The sequence below is a fragment of the Luteibacter sp. genome, from assembly GCF_036500425.1.
In the GTDB taxonomy this organism is placed as follows: Bacteria; Pseudomonadota; Gammaproteobacteria; order Xanthomonadales; family Rhodanobacteraceae; genus Luteibacter.
Genome location: NZ_DASYCB010000036.1, coordinates 1 through 24,447, shown reverse-complemented (window position 1 = coordinate 24,447; position 24,447 = coordinate 1). Strand labels below are relative to the sequence as shown.

At 64.5% G+C, this 24,447-nt stretch carries 21 protein-coding genes and 1 pseudogene; 4 read left to right on the top strand and 18 right to left on the bottom strand.

Translation table 11 applies throughout. The features are described from left to right. Nucleotides 1-76: 76 nt before the first annotated feature. Nucleotides 77-1,636, bottom strand: a complete 1,560-nt coding sequence (locus VGN46_RS08825) for an oligopeptide:H+ symporter (RefSeq protein WP_331642809.1) — start codon at nt 1,634-1,636, stop codon at nt 77-79. 97 nt (nt 1,637-1,733) lie between these two features. Here VGN46_RS08825 and VGN46_RS08820 point away from each other — a divergent pair, with 97 nt between their 5' ends. Then, nucleotides 1,734-2,765 (top strand): oxidoreductase, encoded by a 1,032-nt coding sequence (locus tag VGN46_RS08820; protein WP_331642807.1) that lies wholly within the window; start codon nt 1,734-1,736, stop codon nt 2,763-2,765. Between the two features lie 83 nt (nt 2,766-2,848). Here VGN46_RS08820 and VGN46_RS08815 read toward each other — a convergent pair whose 3' ends face one another. From VGN46_RS08815 to VGN46_RS08800, 4 genes are read right to left on the bottom strand one after another with little or no spacing between them, the layout of a single operon-like run. After that, on the bottom strand, nt 2,849-3,709 hold the full coding sequence (locus VGN46_RS08815; RefSeq protein WP_331642804.1) for a sulfurtransferase: 861 nt from the start codon (nt 3,707-3,709) through the stop codon (nt 2,849-2,851). A gap of 2 nt (nt 3,710-3,711) precedes the next feature. Beyond that, the gene (locus VGN46_RS08810; protein WP_331642802.1) at nt 3,712-4,311 is read right to left on the bottom strand and encodes a CoA pyrophosphatase; all 600 of its coding nucleotides are present in this window, start codon (nt 4,309-4,311) and stop codon (nt 3,712-3,714) included. Further along, nucleotides 4,311-4,502 carry a DUF1289 domain-containing protein gene (locus tag VGN46_RS08805; RefSeq protein ID WP_331642800.1) on the bottom strand — a complete coding sequence of 64 codons (192 nt, stop codon included), beginning with the start codon at nt 4,500-4,502 and terminating at the stop codon, nt 4,311-4,313. The genes VGN46_RS08810 and VGN46_RS08805 overlap by 1 nt, the downstream gene beginning before the upstream one ends. Nucleotides 4,503-4,529: 27 nt before the next feature. Further along, nucleotides 4,530-5,243, bottom strand: coding sequence for an FKBP-type peptidyl-prolyl cis-trans isomerase (locus VGN46_RS08800; RefSeq protein ID WP_331642799.1), 714 nt, complete (start codon nt 5,241-5,243; stop codon nt 4,530-4,532). A 145-nt stretch (nt 5,244-5,388) separates the two neighbouring features. On the opposite strand from VGN46_RS08800, the gene VGN46_RS08795 reads away from it, so the two are divergent. Further along, the gene (locus tag VGN46_RS08795) at nt 5,389-6,171 is read left to right on the top strand and encodes an enoyl-CoA hydratase-related protein (RefSeq protein ID WP_331642796.1); all 783 of its coding nucleotides are present in this window, start codon (nt 5,389-5,391) and stop codon (nt 6,169-6,171) included. A gap of 29 nt (nt 6,172-6,200) precedes the next feature. Here the strand turns inward: VGN46_RS08795 and VGN46_RS08790 are convergent, their stop codons facing one another. From VGN46_RS08790 to VGN46_RS08770, 5 genes are all read right to left on the bottom strand, one after another. Further along, complete coding sequence (locus VGN46_RS08790; protein WP_331642793.1) at nt 6,201-7,082, bottom strand: DUF1684 domain-containing protein; 882 nt, start codon at nt 7,080-7,082, stop codon at nt 6,201-6,203. Nucleotides 7,083-7,157: 75 nt separating this feature from the next. Further along, entirely contained in the window at nt 7,158-9,011 is a 1,854-nt protein-coding gene (mutL, locus tag VGN46_RS08785) for a DNA mismatch repair endonuclease MutL (protein WP_331642791.1), read from the bottom strand. Nucleotides 9,012-9,081: 70 nt separating this feature from the next. Beyond that, nucleotides 9,082-10,716, bottom strand: coding sequence for an N-acetylmuramoyl-L-alanine amidase (locus tag VGN46_RS08780; RefSeq protein ID WP_331642789.1), 1,635 nt, complete (start codon nt 10,714-10,716; stop codon nt 9,082-9,084). A gap of 199 nt (nt 10,717-10,915) precedes the next feature. Continuing rightward, the gene (gene tsaE, locus VGN46_RS08775; RefSeq protein ID WP_331642787.1) at nt 10,916-11,371 is read right to left on the bottom strand and encodes a tRNA (adenosine(37)-N6)-threonylcarbamoyltransferase complex ATPase subunit type 1 TsaE; all 456 of its coding nucleotides are present in this window, start codon (nt 11,369-11,371) and stop codon (nt 10,916-10,918) included. Further along, the gene (locus tag VGN46_RS08770; protein ID WP_331642785.1) at nt 11,371-12,846 is read right to left on the bottom strand and encodes an NAD(P)H-hydrate dehydratase; all 1,476 of its coding nucleotides are present in this window, start codon (nt 12,844-12,846) and stop codon (nt 11,371-11,373) included. The genes tsaE and VGN46_RS08770 overlap by 1 nt, the downstream gene beginning before the upstream one ends. A gap of 36 nt (nt 12,847-12,882) precedes the next feature. On the opposite strand from VGN46_RS08770, the gene queG reads away from it, so the two are divergent. Next, nucleotides 12,883-13,947: a tRNA epoxyqueuosine(34) reductase QueG gene (gene queG, locus VGN46_RS08765; protein ID WP_331642783.1), complete on the top strand. Its 1,065-nt coding sequence runs from the start codon at nt 12,883-12,885 to the stop codon at nt 13,945-13,947. 29 nt (nt 13,948-13,976) lie between these two features. Here queG and VGN46_RS08760 read toward each other — a convergent pair whose 3' ends face one another. Together VGN46_RS08760 and VGN46_RS08755 are read right to left on the bottom strand one after the other, a co-directional pair. Continuing rightward, nucleotides 13,977-15,422 carry an XVIPCD domain-containing protein gene (locus VGN46_RS08760; RefSeq protein ID WP_331642781.1) on the bottom strand — a complete coding sequence of 482 codons (1,446 nt, stop codon included), beginning with the start codon at nt 15,420-15,422 and terminating at the stop codon, nt 13,977-13,979. Nucleotides 15,423-15,434: 12 nt separating this feature from the next. Beyond that, nucleotides 15,435-16,034, bottom strand: a complete 600-nt coding sequence (locus tag VGN46_RS08755; RefSeq protein ID WP_331642779.1) for a hypothetical protein — start codon at nt 16,032-16,034, stop codon at nt 15,435-15,437. A 199-nt stretch (nt 16,035-16,233) separates the two neighbouring features. Here VGN46_RS08755 and VGN46_RS08750 point away from each other — a divergent pair. Then, nucleotides 16,234-17,759, top strand: a pseudogene (locus VGN46_RS08750) (acetyl-CoA hydrolase/transferase family protein). Between the two features lie 91 nt (nt 17,760-17,850). On the opposite strand, the gene VGN46_RS08745 reads toward VGN46_RS08750, so the two are convergent. From VGN46_RS08745 to rpsD, 6 genes are all read right to left on the bottom strand, one after another. After that, nucleotides 17,851-19,446, bottom strand: coding sequence for an AAA family ATPase (locus VGN46_RS08745; RefSeq protein ID WP_331642777.1), 1,596 nt, complete (start codon nt 19,444-19,446; stop codon nt 17,851-17,853). Nucleotides 19,447-20,029: 583 nt separating this feature from the next. Then, nucleotides 20,030-21,403 carry a class II 3-deoxy-7-phosphoheptulonate synthase gene (locus VGN46_RS08740; RefSeq protein WP_331642775.1) on the bottom strand — a complete coding sequence of 458 codons (1,374 nt, stop codon included), beginning with the start codon at nt 21,401-21,403 and terminating at the stop codon, nt 20,030-20,032. An 11-nt stretch (nt 21,404-21,414) separates the two neighbouring features. Further along, nucleotides 21,415-21,951, bottom strand: coding sequence for a disulfide bond formation protein B (locus VGN46_RS08735; protein WP_331642773.1), 537 nt, complete (start codon nt 21,949-21,951; stop codon nt 21,415-21,417). 221 nt (nt 21,952-22,172) lie between these two features. Beyond that, nucleotides 22,173-22,559: a 50S ribosomal protein L17 gene (gene rplQ, locus VGN46_RS08730; RefSeq protein WP_331642771.1), complete on the bottom strand. Its 387-nt coding sequence runs from the start codon at nt 22,557-22,559 to the stop codon at nt 22,173-22,175. 209 nt (nt 22,560-22,768) lie between these two features. Next, nucleotides 22,769-23,767: a DNA-directed RNA polymerase subunit alpha gene (locus tag VGN46_RS08725; protein WP_331642769.1), complete on the bottom strand. Its 999-nt coding sequence runs from the start codon at nt 23,765-23,767 to the stop codon at nt 22,769-22,771. Between the two features lie 16 nt (nt 23,768-23,783). Next, nucleotides 23,784-24,410 carry a 30S ribosomal protein S4 gene (gene rpsD / locus VGN46_RS08720; protein ID WP_029213873.1) on the bottom strand — a complete coding sequence of 209 codons (627 nt, stop codon included), beginning with the start codon at nt 24,408-24,410 and terminating at the stop codon, nt 23,784-23,786. Nucleotides 24,411-24,447 lie beyond the last annotated feature (37 nt).

Genomic DNA, 24,447 nt, shown 5'->3' with positions numbered 1-24,447 from the left:
CGCCCTTGTAGGAGCGCGCTTGCGCGCGATAGGGTCCGCCGCGAGCACCCATCGCGCGCAAGCGCGCTCCTACAGGTTATGTGGAGCGGTAGTAATCTACCTCGCGGTAACGCCGCGCGTAGAGGCCAAACGCCAGCGCCGCCACCGCGGCGAATCCCGCGAAGAAGAACATCTGGAACGCTGTTGTGCCCAGGCCCGTCTGTGCGATACCGGCCAGCACCGCCTCATTGCGTACGCCCGCGTTGGCCAGCAGCACCCAAAGGTTGCCGACGGTGACACTGAGCGTCCAGAAACTCATCAGGGTGCCCTTCATCGCCGGCGGCGCCTGGCTGTAGGCAAATTCCAGGCCGGTCGCCGAGACCAGCACCTCGCCCATGGTGAGGAACACAAACGGAAGGATCTGCCAGGCGATATGCACCGGGCTGCCCCCATCGAGCGCGAGCTGGAGTGCGCCCACCACGACCCAGGCGATCGCCGAAAAGACGATGCCTGCCGTCATCTTGCGCAACGCGGTGGGTTCAATCCCCGCACGGCGCAGTAACGGATACAACACAAGGTTGTTGAAGGGAATCAGCAGTAGCACCAACGCGGGGTTTACCGCCTGCATCTGCGCCGGATGCAGCCAGCCCGGTGCCTGCATGGCGCCTGCCTGGAGCACCCAGGTCGAGGCCTTCTGATCGAACAGCGACCAGAACGGCGTGACCAATGCGAACACCACCAGCACGCGCAGGACGACACCCACGCCTTTGATCGCCTCTTCCGGATGCCGGCCGCGCACGCGATCCAGTTGCAGGTGTGTGCCCACCACCATGCCGGCCAGGAGCAGCACCAGCGCGACGCAGAGCGTGGCAACGATACCGAGCACCGACATGAAAGCGAACGCGCCCACCGCGAGCACCAGCGACGCCAGTGCGACCACCAGACCCGGCCTGCCCTGCCCCGGCGCATGCGCCAGCAGCGCGCTCTTCACCACCTGGCCAAAACCGTGCGGGTCGTGCCGCGTGGGCGGCAGCATCACGTAGTGCTTGCGCCCCGACCAGAAGACCACGGTGGCTACCAACATCAACACGCCCGGCAAGCCGAATGCCACTTTCGCCCCATACTCGCGCAGGAAGAACGGCATCAGTAGTGAGGCCAGGAAGGAGCCTACGTTGATGATCCAGTAGAAGGCATCGAACACCACTTTCGCCAGCTTGCGGTTGCTCTCATCGAACTGGTCGCCGACGAAGGCGGCGACGCAGGGCTTGATCCCGCCAGCACCCAGTGCGATCAACGCCAGCCCCGTGTAGAAGCCCGGCACGCTGTGCTCGAACAGGGCCAGGCACAGGTGACCCACGCAATACACCAGGCTCAGCCACAACACCGTGCGGTACTTGCCCAGGAAACGGTCGGCCAGCCAGCCGCCCAGCAAGGGGAAGAAGTACACGCCGATGACGAAGGCGTGGAACACGTCTTTCGCCGCGCCCGGTCGCACGTCTTCCGGGAGATAGAGCAGCAACGAGGTGACCAGGAACGGCGTCAGGATGTTGCGCATCCCGTAGAAGCTGAAGCGCTCGCAGCCCTCATTGCCGATGATGAAGGGAATCTGGCGGGGCAGCCGGGCGCGCGGGTTGGCGTCGATCTCTAGAACACTCATGGACTTACCGGGTGGCATGCAACAAAGGGCACGATCCTAAACGAAACGCTGAACCCACCCGCGCTACCCTTGGGGTCTGTCCACGCCCGGAGCGCCCATGCACCCCATCCCCACCGGACTCATTGGCTACGGCACCGCAGGCGCTTTCTTCCATGCGCCCCTGATCGCGGCCGCCGAAGGCCTGCGCCTGGCCGCCATCGGCAGCCGCCGCGTCGAGGAGATTTCGCGCGACTTCCCCGAGGCACGGGCGTACGAAAATCCTCAAGACCTGATCAGCGACCCGACCATCCAACTGGTCGTGATCGCCTCCCCGAACGACACCCACGCCGCGCTCGCCCGCGCCGCGCTGGATGCCGGCAAGCACGTGGTGGTCGATAAACCGTTCACCCTGAACGCAGCGGAGGCTCAGGCCCTGATCGCCCTGGCCGCGGATAAGCGCCGGCTCATTTCGGTGTTCCAGAACCGGCGCTGGGATAACGACTTCCTGACCGTGCGCCGCCTTGTCGAGGACGGCCGCCTTGGTGAGGTCGTCTATTTCGAAGCACATTTCGATCGCTTCCGCCCTGAGATCAAACAGGGCTGGCGCGAGACCGAAGTGCCTGGCTCAGGCTTGCTCTACGACCTTGGCGCCCACCTGATCGACCAGGCGATCGTGCTGTTTGGCGTGCCGCGTGCGGTCACGGCGGACGTCACGCGCCAGCGTGCGGCTGCGAAAGTCGATGACTACTTTCATCTCGTCCTCGATTACGGCCACCGCCGCGCGGTGTTGCACGCCTCGGTGCTGGTGCGCGATCCCGGGCCGCGTTACCTCGTCCACGGCGATGGCGGCAGCTTCGTGAAATACGGCATCGATGGGCAGGAGGCCGCGCTGCGCGAAGGCAAGCGGCCTGGCGGTGCGGGCTGGGGTGAAGACGACCCGGCGTTGTTCGGCCGTTTCACCGATGCCGATGGCACCAGCACCACGATCGATACACTGCCCGGACGTTACACCGAGTATTACGAAGGCGTGGCAGCGGCGATTCGTGGTGAGGGTGAATTGCCGGTGTTGGCGCATGAGGCGCGGGATGTGATCCGGGTGATTGAGGCGGCGCAGATTTCGGCGCGGGAGCGGCGTACCGTTCCGTTGTAGACGGCATCGCGGGCAAGCGCGCTCCTACAACGACACGTCGCCCATGGTGGAGCGCGCTTGCGCGCGATGATGGTGACGCGGGATCAATGATCCCCGACAGCCACCGCTCGCGACCGATCCGAAACCCAGCCCGACCACGACGGCGCGTACAACCGCGACCCGCAAAGCCCCGCGTATTCCATGGCCAGCAGGTTATGACATGCGGTGACGCCCGAGCCGCACATATGCACGACATCCTCGGCGGGATGTGGCCCGATGATCGCCTCAAACGCCTTGTGCAGTTCCTCCGGCTGGCGGAAGAATCCATGCGTATCGAGGTTGTCGGCGAATGGCCGGTTGCGTGCCCCAGGTACGTGCCCGGCGACCGGATCCAGCGGCTCTACATCGCCGCGGTAACGTGGCGCGGCGCGCGCATCGAGCAGCACGAAGCGGCCGCTGGCGAGTTCGGTCGCGAGTTCTTCGGCCGAGACCGTGCCCGATGTGTCGAAGCATGCTTCCACGCGGGTCGGCGAGCGCTCTGGCACCACGGCGTCCACCGGCAACTTTGCCGCCAGCCATGCGGGCCAGCCGCCATCGAGCACGGCCACGTTATCCAGACCGGCAAGGCGCGCCAGCCACCAGAATCGCGCCGCAGCCAACGCACCGCCCGCGCCGTCGTAAGCGATGACCTGGACATCGGGCCGCCAGCCGATCCTCGAAAGAAAGCCCTCGAATGCCGCGCGTTCGGGCAGTGGATGGCGACCGCGGCCATTGGCCGGCGTCGCCATGTCGGCGAGTTCCCGATCGAGATCCGCGCGCACGGCGCCTGGGATATGCGACTCGGCATAATCGCGATCGCCCTTGCCTGCATCAGCGAGGTCAAAGCGGCAATCGACGAACAGCACTTCATGGGCAGGCAGATCCGCGGCGCTGGCCGCGTCGATCAAGGTGCGTGAAATCAGCATGGCTAGTGCCCCATCCGCTTCAACAGGTTGAACAGCATGGCCGCGGTGGCACCCCAGATGCGGTAGCCCGCGTGCAGGAACTCGACCATCTCGCGATTGTGCCCGCGGAAATCCATGCGGTAACGGCGCAGGTTCGCTGGGTCGGTAAAGAAGGCGAACGGCACTTCAAACACCTCGGCCACCTCACCCGGATCGGGCTTGAGCGGCGCATCGGCGGCGATCCGGGCCACCACGGGGGTGACGATGAAACCGCTGATGGTCTCCATGGCCTCGAGGTAACCGAGCGGTGTGACGAATCGTTCGTCCAGGCCGATTTCTTCACGGCTCTCACGTAGCGCGGTGGCCACCACATCCGCATCGTCCGCTTCCACGCGGCCCCCGGGGAAGGCAACCTGCCCCGCGTGTTGCTGCAAGGTGTCGGTGCGCAGGGTAAATAGCACGTTCTGTTCGCGATCATCGCGTATGCCGATGAGCACCGCGGCGCGGCGGCGCGGTGTATCGCCAATCAGGCGCGCCATGTCGTCGTGGTTCCAACCGTGCGGCCCCGGGGGCGCCTCAAGGGGAAGCAATGCACCATGCAGCCTCGCGAGCAGCTCGTCCATCAGCCGGCCTGCCGGTGCGGGAGCACTTCGTCCATGATCCAGAGCTTCTGCTCGTCGCTAAGCGTGCGCCACGCGGCGATTTCGCCACCGGTGCGCAGGCAGCCTTCGCACAGGCCGCGCGCATCCAGCCGGCATACACCGGTACAGGGCGTCAGGGGCAGGCTCGTGGCAGTAGGGGGAACGATGGCCATATCAGCGGCCATTCTAGCGCGGGTGGCTTACTGGCGGATGTCGACCAGTTCGATCTCAAACACTAAAGCCTCGTTGGGCCCGATCCGCGGCAGCTCGCCACGCTCGCCGTAGGCCAGCTGCGGTGGGATCACCACCTTCCATTTGTCACCTACATGCATACGCGGGATCACATCTTGCCAGCCGGCGATGACCCGGTTGACGGTGAAGGTGACCGGCTTGCCATGGGCGTACGAGCTATCGAACTCGGTGCCGTCGATCAACGCCCCGCGATAATTGACCACGACCGTACTGGTGACCTGGGCCTGTGCGCCACGGCCACGCGCGAGTACGTTGTACTGGATGCCCGAGGGCAGCGTGACCACGCCAGGCTTCGATTTGTTCTTCGCCAGGAAATCGGCGCTGCGCTCGGCGTTGGCCGTGGCGACGCGGCGGAATGCCACCACGGAATCGCGCTGTACTTTCGCGTCGAAGTTCACCAGTTGCTGTTGCATGACGTCGATGGACACGCCCGGGGGGCGCTTGGCGTAACCATCCTGCAGGGCCTTCACCAGGATCGCGATATCCACATCCGGCTGGGCGCTGTTCGCGAACTGCGTACCGATCTGGTAGCCGATGGCGTACGACAGCTTCGTCTTGTCGATGGCCGGCGCGCCAGCGGCCGGCGCGGGTGGCGCCGACTGGGCGAAGGCCGTGCCGCAGCACAAGGCCGTGGCGATGACTAACAGACGCGAGGGTGACATCCCGTTCTCCGTGGACCCGGATTCCGGGCACGCGTGGAGGATAGTCCATCGACGCCGCCCCGTGCCCGTTAGGAGTGAGACGCCATTCGGGGGGCAAGAGTTCCCCTGCTACCATCCGCGGTCTTCCCCCACGCCGGAACTGACCATGGCCTTCCGCACCCTTGCCACCGCCGACCGCGGCGCGGTCCGCACGATCACCATCAACCGCCCCGACAAGCTCAATGCGCTCAACCGCGAGACCATCGGCGAGCTGACCCTGGCCTTCCGCCAGGCCCAGCAGGACGACGCCGTGCGCGTGGTGGTGCTGGCAGGCACGGGCGAGAAGGCCTTCGTGGCGGGCGCGGACATTGCTGAGATGACCGGCCTGACGCCCGTGCAGGCGCAGACGTTCTCGCATGCCGGGCAGGTCCTGATGCGGACGATCGAGGGCCTCGGCAAACCCGTCGTGGCGAAAATCCAGGGCTACGCGCTGGGCGGCGGCATGGAGCTCGCCATGGCCTGCCACCTGCGCGTGGCGAGCGAGAAAGCGAAGTTCGGCCAGCCAGAGATCGGCCTCGGCCTGATCCCGGGCTTTGGCGGTACCCAGCGCCTCACCCGCCTGACCGGCCGGGGCGTCGCGCTGGAGTTGTGCCTGCTCGGCCAGCAAATCGATGCCGCCCGCGCTGAACGCCTGGGTATCGTCACCCGCGTAGTCGCTGCTGAAGAACTCGACGCCAGCGTGGACGCCATCGCCGACCAGCTCGCTGTCGCCGCGCCGCTCGCGCTGAAGGGCATCCTCGACGCGGTGATCGAAGGCGGTGAGTGCGCAATCGACCAGGGCCTGGCGTTTGAAACGCAGGGCTTCGCGATCGCGTTCTCAACCGAGGATATGCGTGAGGGGACCGCGGCATTCCTCGAACGTCGCAAGCCGACGTTCCACGGGCGGTAACGGCTCAACCGCGCCGACGAAGCGGGGCCTTACGGATGCCCGCGATAATTCTTCTCGCCGGCGGTGATGCGCACATCCAACCGGTTCTCCGGTGGGGCGAGTGGGCATGTCGCATACGGTGTGAACGCGCATGGCGGGTTGCGAGCTTCGTTGAAATCGAGCACCAGCTTGCCGTCCTTCGCGAGCGGCGTGTCCAGGAAACGCGCTGCGCCGTAGGTTTCCTTGCCGCTGGTCCGATCGGCAAACACGAAGAACAACGAATCGGGTTCTTCCTGGATCGGATACAGCTCAAAAGTATGGCCCTCCCGCGTGAAGACCGCCTTGCCAGGCACCTTCTCCTTGTCGATCGTCCCCAGGACCGAGCCGATCTCCAGCTCGTGCGGCGGATCGAACGGCACCCAGTCAGCGACTACGCGCCACGACGGATCCATGGGGAAGTAATCCAGGCCAAGGAAGTGCGTGCGGGTTTCCGCATTCTCATCCTTCACCCGCAGCGCCTTGCGGCCGTCGCGCGCGATAACGAAGAAATGCGCGGAACCAAAGCGAACTTCGGTGGGCTTGTGCCCCGGCGTGTCATCCACCAGGGTCGCCCGCTCGACCTCACGGCCATCGACCAGCGCACCACTGTGCTTCGCCAGCTCAATGGTGGCATCGCCACTATCGTCCAGGGTAATCGTGCCGAGATGCACGGGGCCCGCCTTGAGCACGATGTCGTTATCAGCAGCACTACCGATCCGGTTGGCGCCTGGCTGCAACCACTCCAGCCCGATCAGGCTTAGCCAGCCATCCGGCGCGGTGAGCGTGGCCAGGCGCTCGGCGCGGACCTTCTGCACCGAAGCGGTCTCGTCGGCGGCGATAGCGCTACCCGTGACCATGGCGACGGCGGATGCGAGGGCGAACATACGGATCATAGAAACCTCAGTATTTATATCCCTGTAGGAGCGCGCGTGCGCGCGATCGCGCGCAAGCGCGCTCCTACAGGGTGATTAGCGGCCGCGGAGGAAGAGTTTGTCTAGCTCGGCGAGCGAGAGTTGCACCCACGTGGGGCGACCGTGATTGCACTGGCCGCTGCGTTCGGTGGCTTCCATTTCGCGTAGCAGCGCGTTCATTTCTGGCACGCCCAGACGACGGCCGGCACGCACCGAGCCGTGGCAGGCCATGGTCGAGAGCAACTCGTTCTCTAGTTCTTCAAGCCGGCGTGAACTGCCGTGCTGCGCGAGCTCACCCAGCACATCGCGGGTAAGCTGCGCGACATCGGCTCCCTCGAGTAGTGAAGGAATTCGGCGAACGACCACGCCGGATGGGCCGCTGCGCGAGAGCTCCAGGCCCCACTCGGCGAGCGCCTCGGCATGCTCTTCCGCCGCGGCGGCTTCCTTGGCACTGACCGCGATCGACAGCGGTACCAGCATCATCTGCGAGCGCAGGTTCGCGGTAACGCGGCCGTTCTTGAGCTTCTCGTAGGTGATGCGCTCATGCGCCGCGTGCATGTCGACCAGCACGAGGCCATGCGCATTTTCCGCGAGCACGTAGATGTTCTTCAGCTGCGCAATGGCGTAGCCCAGCGGCGGAACGTCATCGCCCTGCGCCGGATCCTGCGCGAGCGTAGGCGACCACGATGCGGAGGGACGCGGTGCGAAGCTGACAGGCGTGGCGTTGGCCGAGCCCATGAGCGTCGCGTAGCCGGCGAGCGGCTCCTCGCGCACGCCAAGATTCAACCGCGACTGGCTCGCCGATTGCGGCCATGCGGGCATGGAGGAAGCCATCGGCTGCGACGCGCGACGTTCATAACCCCCTGCGGCCTCGGCGGCGACCGGCAAGGGCGATTCCTGCGGTGCGGCGCCGGCGCGTGTCTGCGAAAGTGCTTCGTGCAAGGTACGAAACAGGAAATCGTGGATCAGGCGCTGCTCGCGGAAACGCACCTCGTTTTTCGCCGGATGCACGTTGACATCCACGCCAGCCGGATCGAGTTCGAGGAACAGGACGAACACCGGGTGGCGCCCGTGGAACAGCACATCCGCGTAAGCCTGGCGAACGGCATGCGCGACGATGCGATCGCGGACCATGCGTCCATTGACGTAGAAGTATTGCTGGTCGGCTGATGAACGCGACGCCGTAGGCAAGCCTACCCAACCCGAGAGGCGAAGGCCCGCGGCTTCATGTTCCACGCGCAGTGCCTGGCCGGGAAATTCGGGACCGAGTACCTCGGCGACGCGCGCTAGCGCCGCATGCTCGTCACGCGCGGGCTTGAGCAGGCGCACCGGTTTGCCGTTGTGGGTCAGGCGGATGTCGACGCCTTCGCGCGCCAGCGCGAGCGACTTCAACAGATCATCGATATGTGCGAACTCCGTGCGCTCGGCGCGGAGAAACTTGCGCCGGGCCGGCACGTTGTAGAAGAGGTCGCGTACCTCGATCGTCGTGCCGGGTGGATGCTGCGCTGGACGTGCGTCGGTGTACTTGCCGCCATCGACTTCGATCCGCCACGCGGCTTCCTGGCCAGCATGCCGCGAGGTCAGCGAGAAGCGCGCCACCGACGATACCGATGCGAGCGCTTCACCCCGGAAGCCCATGCTCGCCACATGTTCGAGGTCGTCGAAACTGGCGATCTTGCTGGTCGCGTGCGAGGCCACGGCGAGCGACAGTTCCTCGCGCGGGATACCGCCACCATCGTCGCGGACACGGATCAGCCGGACCCCGCCCTGCTCAATATCCACCTCGATGCGACGGGCGCCGGCATCGATGCTGTTCTCCACGAGTTCCTTCACCACCGAGGCGGGGCGCTCGATGACTTCACCCGCCGCGATCTGGTTGATCAGCTCGGGCGGAAGGGGACGGATGGGCATGGGTTTGGCCTGACTGCACTTTCAGGCCAAGAGGATAGCCGATGGGGGCGGGTGGCGGTGCCGCCAGCGATCAGCCCGAGGGGATGACCATGACGCTGCCGACGCGCACCGTGTTGTCGTTCATCTTGTTCGCCAGCTTCAGCGAGCCTACCGAGACGCCGTACTGCTGGGCGATGCCGGTCAGCGTCTCGCCCCTACCCACACGGTGCAGGTCACGGATGTTGTCATCCGCGCGGCCGCTGGCGGCTTTCTTCGCCGGGACATCGGCCTTGGCCACGACCTTCGACGGCTTCGCCGTGGCGACCGGGGCCTTGGTGGGCGTCCGCGCGGCCGGCTTCGCGTCAGCGCCGTTATCGTCTGCGTCGGCCGGCTCGACGGGCGCCGGTGTGGACGCCACGTAGGTGCCGTTGCGGCGTGCAGCCTGGGCGGCGAACCACGTACCCGGCGGCGGCATCGATTCAAAATAGTTACGCACGCCACCGAGTACGGCGCTAGCCAGTTCCTCGCGGTGGCTTTCGCTACGCAGGCGCGTCTCTTCGGATGGATTGGTGATGAAGGCGGTTTCGACCAGGATCGAAGGCACGTCGGGCGAACGCAGCACGACGAAGTTGGCGCGCTCGACGTAACCGCGGTGGGTTGGACCCAGGCGGCCCAGGGCCTTCAATACGTTGCCGGCGATCTGCTCGGACGCCTGCATGGCATAGCCCTGCTGCAGATCGAGCAGCACGGCGGCGAGCGAGTCGTCCTTGTCGTCCAGCGATACGCCGCCGACCAGGTCAGCTCGGTTTTCGCGATCGGCCAGCCAGCGCGAGGCTTCGGAGGTCTTGCCGCGCGGCGAAAGCACCCACACAGACGAGCCCTTCGCATCGCTGTTCTTGAACGCATCCGCGTGGATCGAGACGAACATGTCCGCGTTGTGCTCGCGGGCGATCTGGTAACGGCGCTTCAATGGGATGAAGTAATCGCCATTGCGGGTCAGCACGGCCTGCATGCCTGGCTGGCGATTGATCTGGTCGGCGAGCTCGCGCGCCACCATCAGGGTGACATCCTTCTCGCGCAGGCCGGTAGCGCCCCTGGCGCCGGGATCTTCGCCGCCGTGGCCGGCGTCGATCGCCACCACGACCTTACGCGAGCCGGCCATGGGCGGCGTGCCGGCAGGGATGGTCTTCCCACTGGCGGCGGCCTTGCCGCGGCTCTTTGAGCTCACGGCAGCCACAGGCGGCTCTGCCGGAGCATCGGCCACGGCCTTCGCGATGGAAGGTGTGTCGTCGTCGCCCGGGGCGTTATCACCCGGATCGGTCTGCCCGCCGGGGTAAAGATCGAGCACAAGCCGGTAACCGTAATCCCCGGCGGGCTTCAGCAGGAAACTCTTCGGTTTGGCCTTGGGGTCGATCGTGGCGGTCACGCGGGCGGCGGCGCCCTGCTTGCCCGAACTCATCGACTTGAACAGGCCCTGCCCGCCCGGCGCCGAGAAATCAGGCGCCACGGCACTGCCGGCGATATCCAGCACCACGCTGCCCGGGGTATCGCCCTGGGACATCTTGTAGGTGGCTGGACCGGAAAGGTCGAAGACGACGCGCGTGTACTCAGGCCCTGCCCAGACGCGGGCGGCCTTCACATCAGCCGCGTTCGAGACGACAGGCGCCAGCGTCGCGACCGCGGTCACGCACGCAAGAAGCCCTAGTTTGCTAGTGATTCCCCTCATATAGCCCGGATTGAACTCCATGCGCCCGCGGATTGCAAGATTTTTTCCCTTGCTAATCCATAACCTGCGAACACTTCGTCAACGTCCGTACAGGAATGCGCTGCAAGCCCTGAGAAATATCGCGAGATCTTGCGTCCCGCGTAGGAGCGGGCTTGCGCGAGCGGGCTTGCGGCAAGACCGATCGCGCGCAAGCGCGCTCCTACGGGGGGGCGGTCGCTTCGAGAATGCGGCGGCCTGCGGGGGTGTGGGCTTTGAAGCACACCGCGCGGCCGGTGCCTTCATGGCGGAAGCTGAGTTCCAGGTCTACCGGCGGTAGTGCGCCGATGCCTCGCTCCGGCCATTCCACCAGGACGATCGCGCCGGGCTCGGCCAGGCTGTCCAGGCCGAGCCATTCCAGCTCGCCGGGATCGGCGATGCGGTAGAGGTCGAGGTGAAACGCGCGGCGTTCGCCGATCTCGTAGCCTTCGACCAGGCTGTAAGTCGGGCTTTTCACACGCTCGCCAACACCGAGCGCCTGCAGGAAGGCCCGCGCGAAGGTCGTCTTGCCGGCGCCAAGGTCGCCGTGAAGGAAGGCGACGAGGCCACCCGGCAGCGTCTGGGCCAACCGGCGGCCGAGCGCGATGGTGGCGGCCTCGTCGGGCAAGGTCAGTTCCATCAGGCCTCCAGCCCGTTGACGAGCCGGCGCAGCGGCTCGAGGAGGTCGCCAGCGAGAAGCCCACGCTCGCCGTGGCGTGCGGCGACATCCGCGGCCCGGGCGTGCAGGCTCACGCCAAGGCATGCGGCCGCAAAGGGATCGCAGCCCTGCCCCAGCAGGCCGGCGATGATGCCGGTCAGGGTATCGCCCATGCCGCCGCTGGCCATGCCGGGGTTGCCCCAGGGGCAGACGGCGACATCACCTTCGGGTGACGCAATAAGGCTGCCGTTGCCCTTGAGCACCACGACCGCTTCAAAGCGCCGCGCGAGCGTTCGCACGGCGGCGTAGCGATCCGCCTGTACCTCGGCGGTCGACACGCCGAGCAGGCGGCCGGCTTCGCCGGGGTGCGGGGTGAGGACGATGCGCGCGGGCAAAACCCGGGGCTCGGCATGCAAGAGGTTCAGGCCGTCGGCATCGAGCACCGTGGGCTTGCCCGCGTCGAGCGCGGTGGTCCACAGGGCATGGCCCCAGGCCGCCTGGCCCAGGCCCGGGCCCAGCGCCACGACGGTCGCCTTGTCGAGCATCGGCTGGAGGGTTTGCGGACCATCCACGGCATGCGCCATGAGTTCGGGGCGCGCCGCATTCATCGCCAGCACGTTTTGCTCGCGCGTGGCGACGCTTACCAGGCCCGCGCCGGTGCGTGCCGCGGCCTCCGCCGCCATTCGCACCGCACCGCCGGTGCCATGGTCGCCGCCGATCGCCAGCACGTGGCCGTTGCTGCCCTTGTGCGAATCGCGCGGGCGCGGCGGCAGGCCCTGCGGGGTGAGCAACGTGGCGTCGGCGGGCTCCAGAAGGCTCTCCGGCAAACCCAGCGAATGCAGCACGATCTCGCCGGCAAGTTCGGCCAGGTGGGTATGCATGCCGCGCTTGTGCACGATGAAGGTGGCGGTTGCCGTCGCCCGCACGGCGACGCCCGGGCAGGCGCCCGTATCCGCCGACAAGCCCGAGGGGATGTCCAGCGCGAACACCGGCACATCCGCAGCGTTGATCGCTTCGATAGCGCGCCTCGCCTCGCCTTCTGGCGCACGGTTCAGGCCGGTGCCGTAAATGGCATCGACGATCACATCCGGGCTGGCCAGCGATTCGTCGTCATCGGCCACGGTGAGGATCCCGCCGGCGTCGAGGAATGCCTGACGCGCCTCGGCGGCATCGCCGCCATCCCCTGGCTCCCCCAGCGCCACCAGATCGACCTGCAGGCCCGCTGCCAGGGCATCACGCCCCACCAGATAGCCATCACCACCGTTGTTGCCAGCACCGCAGACGATGCGCAACCTCCCCGCCTCCGGCCAGCGCCGGCGAAGCTGGGCGAACGCGGCCGCCGCCGCTCGCGACATCAGCTCAAAGCCGGGGATGCCCAGCTCATCGGTCGCGCGGCGGTCGATCGCGCGGGCCTGCGCGGAGGTGAACAGGGCGGTATCGCGGTGTGGGACGCTCATCCTGAGGATTATAGGTGGGCCAAGTAGAATGGGCGCATGCCCGTCTCCACCGACATCGATTACGCCGCCCTCGCCAGCGATATCAAACGCTGGGCGCGCGAGCTTGGCTTCGCCGACGCGGGCATCGCGGGCACCGAGCTCGGCTACGATGAGGCCTACCTCGAGCGCTGGCTGGACGACGGCCACCACGGCGAAATGGACTACATGGCCCGTCACGGCACCCGGCGCAGCCGGCCCGCGGAGCTGGAGCCCGGCACCCTTCGCGTCATATCGGTGCGCATGGACTACATCCCGCCAGGCACTGCGAATGCCTGGGATGTCATCAACGATGGCGAAAAGGCGTACATCGCCCGCTATGCACTGGGCCGTGACTACCACAAGGTCATGCGCAATCGCCTGCAGAAGCTGGCGTCGCGGATCACTGAGCGAATCGGCGAGTTTTCATACCGCGCCTATGTCGACTCCGCGCCCGTCCTGGAAAAAGCCCTCGCCCGCAACGCAGGCCTCGGCTGGATCGGCAAGCACACGGTGGTTATCAACAAACGCGTCGGCTCGTACTTCTTCCTCGGCGAGCTCTATACCGACCTGCCGCTGCCCGTGGACGAACCCGCAACGGCGCACTGTGGCAGCTGCCGTAAATGCATCGATATCTGCCCGACGCGGGCGATCGTCGCGCCGTACCGGCTCGATGCGCGTCGCTGCATCTCGTACCTCACGATCGAACTGAAGGGCAGCATTCCCGAAGAATTCCGCGCGCCGATGGGCAACCGGGTGTTTGGTTGCGACGACTGCCAGCTGATTTGCCCGTGGAACAAGTTCGCGCAGGACGCGACCGAGCCGGACTTCGCGCCACGGCATAGCCTGGACGGGCCGAAGCTGGTGGAGCTGTTCGCCTGGAGCGAGGACGAATTCCTTGCCCGCACCGAGGGCATGGCGATTCGCCGGACCGGGTATGAAGGCTGGCTGCGCAACCTGGCGGTGGGCCTCGGGAACGCGCCCACCACGGATGAGGTGGTGGACGCCCTGCGCGAGCGAGCCGATAGCGACTCGGCCGTGGTGCGTGAGCACGTGGCGTGGGCGCTAGGCCGCCACGGCCACTGACGGGAGGCTGGAGGCCCCCGGCCGCCTGCTCAGGGGCCAGGCATCGAATGCGACATGGCCGGCGACTGGGGCGCCGCTGGCTGCTGTTGCACCGCCTGTTGCTGCGACGCGGCCTGCTGTTGGGCAGTGTGCTGGTGGTTAGCCTGCTGCGCGCGCTCCGCGACGGCCTGCCATGCCGCGCTGCTTTGCTCGATCGGCGTGTTAACGGCCTGCTGCGTGGTGGCCTCCGCGATGCGTTTGTGTGGCGAATCCAGCGGGCCTTCCACGGCGTACGCCTTGGACGCATCCGCGTTGAGTACCACGTGATCGACTGACTTCAGGCCCTGCTCCCGTGCCGCAACGGTCAACGCGCCCGCAAGGTTCTCGCTCTGCCGGTCGGGCGCCCTGCCATGCTGCGCATCGAGCCGATGCACGGCACCCTGCGTTTGCCTGAACAGCGCGTGGTCCGGGTGGTCCGCGTGATCCAGCGTGACGGGCGCCGAACCCGGCGTCATTGGCTGGTAGACATGCGAGGTGGCCGAATCGCGGAAGTTACGTTGCGTTGGCGGCTGCGTGCTGGTGTCGAGATAAGGCATGGCATTTTTATTCGCGCCAAGGTCAATACCGTTCTGCGCCATGACATCCGGGTTCAGGTGGAGTCCCTTCAGGTCGAGGGCCATGGGCGCCTGCCCATTCCCGTAATGGCGCTCGTACTGCACGGCCACGCCCGTCGCCCAGGCGCCGTAGTAGTTCGCGTACGACGAATTGCCGTTATGCCCCAGGGTCGATGACCGGTCGAAGTAGTTCTTGCCCATGCCTTCGATGTTGGCCGGCGTGGACGGCATGCTGAGGTCGGCGTTCACCGTGAGGTTGGAACGCATGTTGTACGTCGCGGGCAACTGGCTGCGATCGACGTGGATGAAATCATCCATGCGTCCCGGGTTGCGCTTGTAGATGTCTTCGAGCGTGGGGGCGGGCGCGTGGTTCTTCTGTGCTTCGAGGCGCGCCGCGCTGACCGTTGCGTTCCATCCGGAGATCTCGGCACCCGCCTCGTCACGGCGGCTTGCGGCGATCACGTCACCCACGGGCTTCGTGTAGTCGTGGGGTGTCGTCTTCGATTGCGCCACGGCCTGCAGGTCATGGGTGAACTGCGAATTCGCCTTAGCGATGTCGGCCGCATTGAAGCCGTGCTGCAGCTCGTGGCCGAGCACGAAGGTGGCTTCCGACGCATCGTATTTGCCGCCTGAGGGCGTCGAAAGACTGGTGAGCGGCAAACGCATTTCATGCGCGCCGGCGTTGTACTCGCCGCCCGCATGCGGGTTGTTCAGCGCAACGATGCGCCGCAGGTGACCGGCATCGACGGCACGGTTCACCTCATCGACCAGCGCCAGCGAGGCGTTGATCGTATCGGTCAGGTTCTTCAGCTGGTCGGGTGTGACGCCAGGTTCTTTTCCGAATGCCTGGAGGACTGCGTCGGCTTTCGCATTGAGTGGCATGGCCAGCCCTCCTTAGCGCACCAGGACCATCTGCACGCAGGCGCCGGCGGCGTCCGCACCCTCGGTGACTAGGGGATAGACCTCGACATGCTGCCCCGGGCGGTCGAACGCATCGTAGGTCCAGCGGCCGTGCTCACCGTGGGCGCTCTGGCGCTTGAAGCCCATGCGTTCCAGTTCCCCTGTGAAGTGGCCGAAATCAGGCGTGCAGATCGGCGTCGCAGCTGGCCGGTCTTCACCCACCGGGGAGAAGATCAGGTCGACACGCGGCCCCACCGCACCCACCTGCTGCCGCTCGACGCTGAAGGCCCAGCCGCCGGTCAGTGGCTGCGCATAACCGAAGTGATCCGTGCTGAGGCGCTTGATGGGCAGGCCCAGGCGCTCGCCCATCGCTTCCGGCGTGAGTTCCGCCACGGACGGCGTCGTGCGGATGAGTTCCAGCATGCCGTGCATGGCCTGTTCGGCGGTGACGTGGGCGGCGGACGCGTTCATGCGGGGTGTCTCCTTCGCTTCGGTAGCGTGCGTTAGCGGGGCCGAGGCGGCCAGTAAGGTGGCGAGGGCCAGCCGCGCGGGGTGGCCGTACAAACCGGGGTGACGCAAGCGTTGCCGGGGCATCGCGACTCCTTCCATGGCCGCCAGGTCGCGGCACGCCCGAGCGTAGCAAAAGGTTCGCCGCGATTCCGGCACGGTGTCGCGCTTCGTTCAGTCCCGGCCACGCCCTGCGGCACGTTGCCATACCACCATGGTCGGATGGGCCGCGCCGCAGTGGGGCTGGGGAAATTGGCAGTCCCCTCCCGCAGCACCGGCGCTCCCCATGTCTTCCGATCGCATCCGCTCCTCCCTCCTGCGCGACCGCGTGGTCAGCGCGGAGGCTGCCGCCGCCTTCATCCAGCCCGGCGAGACCGTGGCCATGAGCGGCTTCACGGGTTCGGGGTCTCCGAAAGCCGTGCCGCTGGCGCTGGCCCGCCGCATCGAGGATGCGCACGTGGCCGGGCAGGATTTCCGGATCCGGCTGATGACCGGCGCCTCCACCGCGCCCGAGCTCGACGGCGCCCTCGCCAAGGCCGACGGCATCGCGCTGCGCATACCGTTCCAGACCGATCCGGATGCCCGCCAGCGGATCAACGCGGGCACGCTCGATTACATCGACATCCACCTGAGCCACGTGGCACAGCACGTGTGGTTTGGCTTCTACGGCGACATCGATACCACCGTGGTCGAAGTCGCCGGTATTCGCGAGGATGGCTCGCTGATCCCGTCCACCTCAATCGGCAATAACAAGACGTGGCTGGCCTCGCGAAGAAGGTGATCATCGAGGTCAACGACTGGCAGCCGGAAGGCATCGACGGCATGCACGACGTTTACTACGGCACTGCCCTGCCCCCGCAGCGCGAGCCGATTCCACTGCTGCAGGCGGATGACCGCATCGGCGAGACGTCGTTTCGCGTCGACCCCGACAAGGTCGTCGCCGTGGTGCGAACGCACGGCCCCGATCGCAACAGCCCCTTCGCACCGGTTGACGATACGAGCGAGCGCATTGCCTCGCACCTGATCGAGTTCCTGCAGCATGAGGTGAAGAAGGCCCGGCTGCCGGCGAACCTGCTGCCGCTGCAATCGGGCGTAGGCAATATTCCCAATGCCGTGCTCGCGGGCCTCGCGGGCCTCGCGGAAAGTGGCTTCCGGGACCTGGCTGCGTTCACCGAGGTGATCCAGGATGGCATGCTCGACATGCTGCGCGACGGCGTACTGCGCGTGGCGTCGTGTACCGGGTTCGCGTTGAGCCCGGCGGCGAACGAGGAGTTCAAGCGCAACATCGCGTTCTACCGCGAGCGGATCATCATGCGCACGCAGGAGATCTCGAACCATCCGGAACTGGTACGTCGGCTTGGCTGCATCGCGATGAACGGCATGATCGAAGCCGATCTGTACGGTAACGTGAACTCTACGCACGTGATGGGCAGCAAGATCATGAACGGCATCGGCGGCTCGGGCGATCTCGCACGCAACAGCTTCCTGTCGATTTTCCTCAGCCCGAGCACGGCGAAGAACGGCAGCATCTCGGCACTGGTGCCGATGGTCAGCCACGTGGACCACACCGAGCACGATGTGTCGATCATCGTGACCGAGCACGGTCTGGCCGACCTGCGCGGCCTGCCGCCGCGACATCGCGCACGGCAGATCCTGGATCACTGCGTCGACCCGTCGTACCGAGCCCAGCTCGAGGACTACTTCGATCGGGCTTCGCTGGCGAGCTTCGGCAAGCACACGCCGCATTTGCTGCCCGAGGCGCTGTCGTGGCACCAGCGGTGGCTGGATTCGGGGACGGCGGTGATCTCGTAGCACCAAGCGATTGTTGCGAGCATAAAGGATGCCTTTGATCGTCGATTATCTACGACGCATAGGACAGGTAGAAGCAAGGAATTGGAGACTTTCAGATGCCGAATATATCCATACGCAGCGTCGCATAAACGGCTGTACCAGGCCTAATTAACTTTGCCAAAGTGTTTCGGGCGAATGCCGCGGCGTCGTTACCCACCTGCGCGAGAGAAAGTATCCGCTTGGCAGCGTTATATACCGTGCCTGCGACCTTCTTGACATCGTCTGACGGATGCCCTTGGCTCACCACCCCTGCAATCGCATTTACCTTAGCTGCGATCAATTCGCCTGCCATCTCGGGCTTTCCCACAGAATTGCAGAGCGCTGTCAATATCTCGTCATCGTAGAGATAGACTTCGAGATGCCGTCGACTCAAAACGCGTACACCCTTCTCCTTGAACTCGCCGACGTCATCTTGAGAATGGTCATCCAAATCGATCAGGCGGGTAATTTTTATACCGGATGCCACTTTCGGCAAAACAGTCGCCAGACCGATGAAATCACCCTGCACCTCCTTCGAGTTGCCTGCAGAAATGAAAGTGGTATCAGGCATGTCATCGCCAAAGATAGTCTCGTAAATACGGGCATCGTGCTCGGAGTTTTTTCCTGGCATCGATCCTCGTGGGTTTCCTTCACAGATTACAACCCGCTTAGGTGCCACAAGCGAAGTGAGATCGTCGAGTGCAACGTGCATCACCCCCTCCCAAAAGGATCGTGTGGGCTTGCTCGTGGAAAGCGTAATTGCTTGATCAAAATCGTGGCCGCTGAAATCTATAAAGGCAACAGACGTCGGATCGGCATCGTACATTTCTCGCGCCTTACGCATCATCCCAATCGAATGCGAAGCAATCCAAAGCTGAGAATTCCCAGGAAGGAGTCCAACCAGCTCACCGAGCAGCGACCCTTGCAGACGCGTATTCATGTGCATCTCAGGCTCATCGATACAATAGATCGCGTCCGCATAGCTAGGCCCCTTAACCACGAGATCGAGGATCAAGTCGAAAGAGGCTTTCTCGCCTCCGGAAAGATTCTTATAGTCGAACCCTTTTGATGCGCCTTTGTCGAACTGAAAGGAACCATCGGCGAGAGGATTGCCGATCCCGACGAAGGCTAGGTCGGGGAAAAGTCGCTGAAGTGGTAGACGAATCTCTCCGATCAACTTCTCGCGGTAGTCGCCCATCGTGGTCGCGGATGCCTCGTTGACGAACACATCCTCCATTGCCCTCGAAGCTAGACGCTGGTAGTTAATATTTACCGTAGCATCAGACTCAATCAGCCTATATAGGTTGACACTGTCAAGAATTGCTCCCTGCCGTGACAGGGAGCTGATCGTGAATTCAGCGTCGTTTCTGTACGCGCTGCGTACGTAGAGGTTTCCTCGGGAGAACCCGCTGCCGGTGTCTGTGGCAATGGAGATTCTGGAACCAAGGTCGAGGGCCTCCGCCTGGGGCCGATCATAGTACTTGGCGTCGCCGTTCCAGCCGTACGATGTGTTCATGCGGTATTTCAGTAAGAGTGCGTCGAAGAACGAGGATTTCCCTGAGCCGTTCGGCCCCGCCAGGACAACCAATTTTGCTGTCGCTGGAATATCTCGAACTGATAAATCGGAGAATCTGCGGAACTGCTTGATGTATATATCCGTTAAGCGCACGGTCGTCCCCTGCCTTTGCAATGTGTTCAGGAATTAGAGCAAGTGCACTGTCGTTTGGAAAGGCAGTAGGAGGACACAGCAGCGACGGCCCATAGCCGCCACTATTGGTCGATGCCGTGCACCGCCTCATACACGCCATCCGTCGTTGAAGACCAAAAGGGCATATATCGCGCATCCATTCGTGAGCACGCGTTGATAGCCTCTGCTGCGTGGGATTTGCAGAAAACGCCCCGTCACCTCGCTGCATCCTGTACGAGCGCGCCTGCGCGCAATGCTCTCAAATCACGAAACCTCAACGCGACCGGGAGGCCTTGGTGCACACCCTCGAGGCGAGTTCGGCACAAGATAGCGGCCATAGGCCAAGTCAGCACATTTATGCCCAGGCGCACTCTGATACGAACGCGGGGGACTGTCTGAGCAGCGAGGATGCGGACGGAGGTCTCTACTTTCCGGAGACGCTCGAGCGCGAGGCAGCGTGAGCCGCTTGAAACATGCATTCGCCAAGCGAATGAACCGATTGGATAGCGCGATTCGGAAGGCGAGCCTTCCAAAAGGAAGCGGCGCCGAAGCGCCGTCTCCTGTTTTACGCCATGCCGCCCGATTTGCGGACGATGAGCATGGCCAGTTCGAGTGACTGCTCGTAGTTCAGGCGTGGATCCACCATGGACTTGTACGCGCGGTCGAGATCCTGCTCGACCAGGCCACGGGCGCCACCAAGGCATTCCGTGACGTTCTCGCCCGTCAGCTCCAGATGCACGCCGCCCAGGCGCGTACCCGCGGCAGCGTGGATATCGAACGCCTGGTCCAGCTCGCCGGCGATATTCAAGAAGCGGCGGGTCTTGTAACCGTTGCTCGTGCTCTCGGTATTGCCGTGCATCGGATCGGCCACCCATAGCACACGGCGGCCATCACGTTTCACCGCTTCAAGCAGCGGCTGCAGTTGGGTAGCGATCTTGTCGTTGCCCATGCGGTGGATCAGGGTCAGGCGGCCCGGTTCATCGTTCGGGTTGAGCACATCGATCAGGCGCAGCAGATCATCCGGCTGCACGGTCGGGCCCACCTTCACGGCGATCGGGTTGCGGATGCCCCGGAAGTACTCCGTATGGGCGCCATCGAGCGCCGCCGTGCGCATACCGATCCACGGGAAATGCGTGGACAGGTTGAACCAGCCATCCTGTCGCGGCACCTGGCGCGTCAGCGCCTCTTCGTAGTGCAGCAACAAGGCTTCGTGTGACGTGTAGAAATCGACACGGGAGTAGCTGGAAATAGACTGCCCTGCCAGCGTTTCCATGAAGCGCAGGGAATCGCCAATGCTGGCGACCATGTCCTTGTACTCGGCAGCCAGTGGCGAATGCTCGACCCAGGCGAGGTCCCAATACTCAGGATGATGCAGATCGGCGAAGCCGCCATCGATCAGCGCCCGCACGAAGTTCATGGTCATGGCCGAACGCGCATGGGCCTTGATCAGTCGCTGCGGATCGGCACGACGCGCCTCGGGGGTGAACGCCGGGCTGTTCACCAGGTCGCCACGAAATGCAGGCAGCGTCACGCCATCACGCGTCTCCGTATCCGCCGAGCGAGGCTTGGCGTACTGGCCGGCAAAGCGCCCGACACGCAGCACCGGCTTCTTCAGGCCATGGACGAGCACGAGGCTCATCTGCAGAAGCACCTTGAGACGGTTCGAGATGATCGGGCTGGTGCAGTCAGCAAAGCTCTCGGCGCAATCGCCACCTTGCAGAAGGAACCGCTCGCCCACCTGGGCTTCGGCAATGCGCTGTTTCAGCGCATTGATTTCCCACGAGGTGACCAGCGGCGGCAACTCGCCCAACTGGCCGAGCGCCGTCCGGAGCTCGCCCTGGTCTTCATAGGTCGGCTGCTGCAGCGCGGTCCGCGAACGCCAGGTGCCCGGCGCCCAGTCGGCGGCAGGAGGAAGAACGGCTTTGAGGGAATGCGGCATGACGGCGGGGCCTACGTAGAAGCGCTGGGGATGGCGCGGGAAGACAAGGAACGGTTGGAGCTGCGCAGGGCCAGCCAGGCCCATACGGTGAGGACGATGAACCACAGAAGGGTCCAGGCCGGCATAGGCAGGCCAAGGATGGGTTCGATCTTGGCGCACTCCCCGGAGCCGGTGAATGCGAGTTTGAGCATTTTCAGGAACGGGAAGGCGTCAAAGAGATAGCCGAGCCCGGGACCGCAGGCGGGCACCTGGTCGGCAGGGAGGCTCTGCAGCCACAGGTGGCGGCCGGCAGTAGCGATGCCCCAGGCGCCGCCCAGGGTAATCAGCACGGCGTACACGGTGCGCGCGCCGCGCTTCAGCGGGCCGTGCAAAGCGCCCAGCAGGAAAAACAGGCCCATCACGCAGACCGCGATGCGCTGGAAGATGCAAAGCGGGCACGGATCGAGATGCATCTGGTATTGCGCGTATAGCGCAAAGCCCATGAGGCCAGCGCAGACGAGGAAACCAGCGAGATAGCGCGAACGGTACGACCAGGCGAGAGGATTCATTCGGGGATGGTGCGGTGCGGGGACACCCACGTTAACCCGATGTGCACACGTTTGTCAGCAGGTTCAGGAAGTTTCGTTTGTAACCACGTCAAGGACTTAGCGGTGAGGCTACGCTGATCGCGCGCAAGCGTGCTCCTACAGGGGCCTGCCGCACCGGGAAATAAAAAACCCCGGCAGGTTGCCCGGCCGGGGTTTCAGGTTTTGCTTAACGCGAGGAACGCTTATTCAGCGTCGACCGCTTCGCCGCCCACCGGGCGATCGACCAGCTCGACGTACGCCATCGGGGCGTTGTCGCCCGGGCGGAAGCCGCACTTGAGGATGCGCAGGTAGCCGCCGGGACGCTCGCGGTAACGCGGGCCAAGCTCAACGAAGAGCTTGCCCACCGCCTGCTTGTCGCGCAGACGCGCGAAGGCAAGGCGGCGGTTGGCAACGCCATCGGTCTTCGCGAGCGTGATGAGCGGCTCGGCGACGCGACGGAGTTCCTTGGCCTTGGGAAGGGTGGTGCGGATCAGCTCGTGCTTGAACAGCGACGAAGCCATGTTCTTGAACATCGCTTCGCGGTGGCTGCTCGTGCGGTTGAGCTTGCGACCGGATTTCTGGTGGCGCATGGCGTTTACTCTCTAAGGTCTGTTGTTATGAAAAGGCGGCCAGGAGGGCCGGCTTCCCGCGGTTGCCCGCTATTCGAGGCTGTCAAAACGCCCCGTTATAAGAGCACGGCCTCTATGGACCGCTTTCGTTCACCGGCGGAAGTGCGCATGGCATCCGGCGGGTCTTGCAAAGGATCGGGGCGATCGAAAACCGATCGCCCCGTAATGCATCAGCCCAACTGCATGCCGTGGGACAAGCCCGGCGGCGGCCAGTTTTCGAGCTTCATGCCGAGGGCCAGACCGCGGCCACCCAGCACATCCTTGATCTCGGTCAGCGACTTCTTGCCGAGGTTCGGGGTCTTGAGCAGCTCCACTTCGGTCTTCTGAACCAGATCGCCGATGTAATAAATGCTCTCTGCCTTGAGGCAGTTGGCCGAACGGACCGTCAGTTCGAGGTCGTCGATCGGACGGAGCAGCAGCGGATCGAAACCGCCCTTCTCCGCCTTGGTCGAATCGGACTCGCGGCGCGAGAAATCGCCGAAAACCGACAGCTGGTCGTTGATGATTTCAGCCGCCTTGCGGACGGCGTCTTCAGCACCGATGGTGCCGTTCGTTTCGATATCCAGCACGAGCTTATCGAGGTTGGTGCGCTGCTCGACACGAGCCGCGTCCACTTCGTAAGCCACGCGCAGAACCGGCGCGAACGACGCGTCGAGCTGCAGACGGCCGATCGGGCGCGTCTCGTCATCCGGATGCTGGCGCGCGCTGGCGGGCTGGTAGCCAATGCCCTTACGCACCTTCAAACGCATGTTCAGGGCCACATCCTTGGTGAGGTGGCAGATCACATGGTCCGGGTTGACGATTTCGACGGTGTGATCGACGGCGATATCGCCGGCCGTGACCACGCCCTTGCCCTTCTTCGACAGCGTCAGGGTGACTTCGTCACCGCTGTGCTGGCGAATCGCAACGTCCTTGAGGTTCAGGAGAACTTCAATGACGTCTTCCTGGAGGCCTTCCAGAGTGGTGTATTCGTGCAGCACGCCGTCGATTTCGACTTCGACGATGGCGCTGCCCGGAATCGAGGAGAGCAGCACGCGGCGCAGCGCGTTGCCCAGGGTATGGCCAAAACCACGCTCGAGCGGCTCTACCACCACCTTAGCGCGGTTGGCGCCAAGCTGCTCGACGCTGAGGCCACGAGGCCGCAGCACACTAGTTGACGATACTGCCATGCAAGGCTCCGGTGGATTACTTCGAGTAAAGCTCGACGATCAGGGCTTCGTTGATATCGGCCGGCAGATCACCACGATCAGGGACGGCCTTGAACGTGCCTGCGAACTTCTTGCTGTCGACCTCAACCCACGACGGACGAAGGTCCATGGTGTCGTAGATCGTCGCCGCTTCCTGCACACGCAACTGGGTGCGGGCCTTTTCAGTCAGCGAAACCTCATCGCCCGGACGGACGTGGTACGAGGGGACGTTGACCTTCTTGCCGTTGACCGTCACCGACTTATGGGCGACGAGCTGGCGGGCCTGGGCGCGGGTGACCGCGAAACCCATGCGATAGACGACGTTGTCGAGACGGCTTTCCAGGAGGCGAAGCAGGTTTTCACCCGTGTTGCCCTTCTGGGTCGAAGCCTTGGTGTAGTAGTTGCTGAACTGACGCTCAAGCACGCCATAGATGCGCTTGACCTTCTGCTTCTCGCGCAACTGGACGGCGTAGTCGGACAGACGGGCGCGCTTGTTAGCGCCATGCTGACCGGGCTTGTTTTCGAGCTTGCACTTGGAATCAAGCGCGCGGGCCGGGCTCTTCAGACCGAGGTCGGCACCTTCACGACGCGCAAGTTTGCAGGTAGCTCCACGATAACGGGCCATGGGTATGCTCCTTAGACGCGACGCTTCTTGGGGGGAC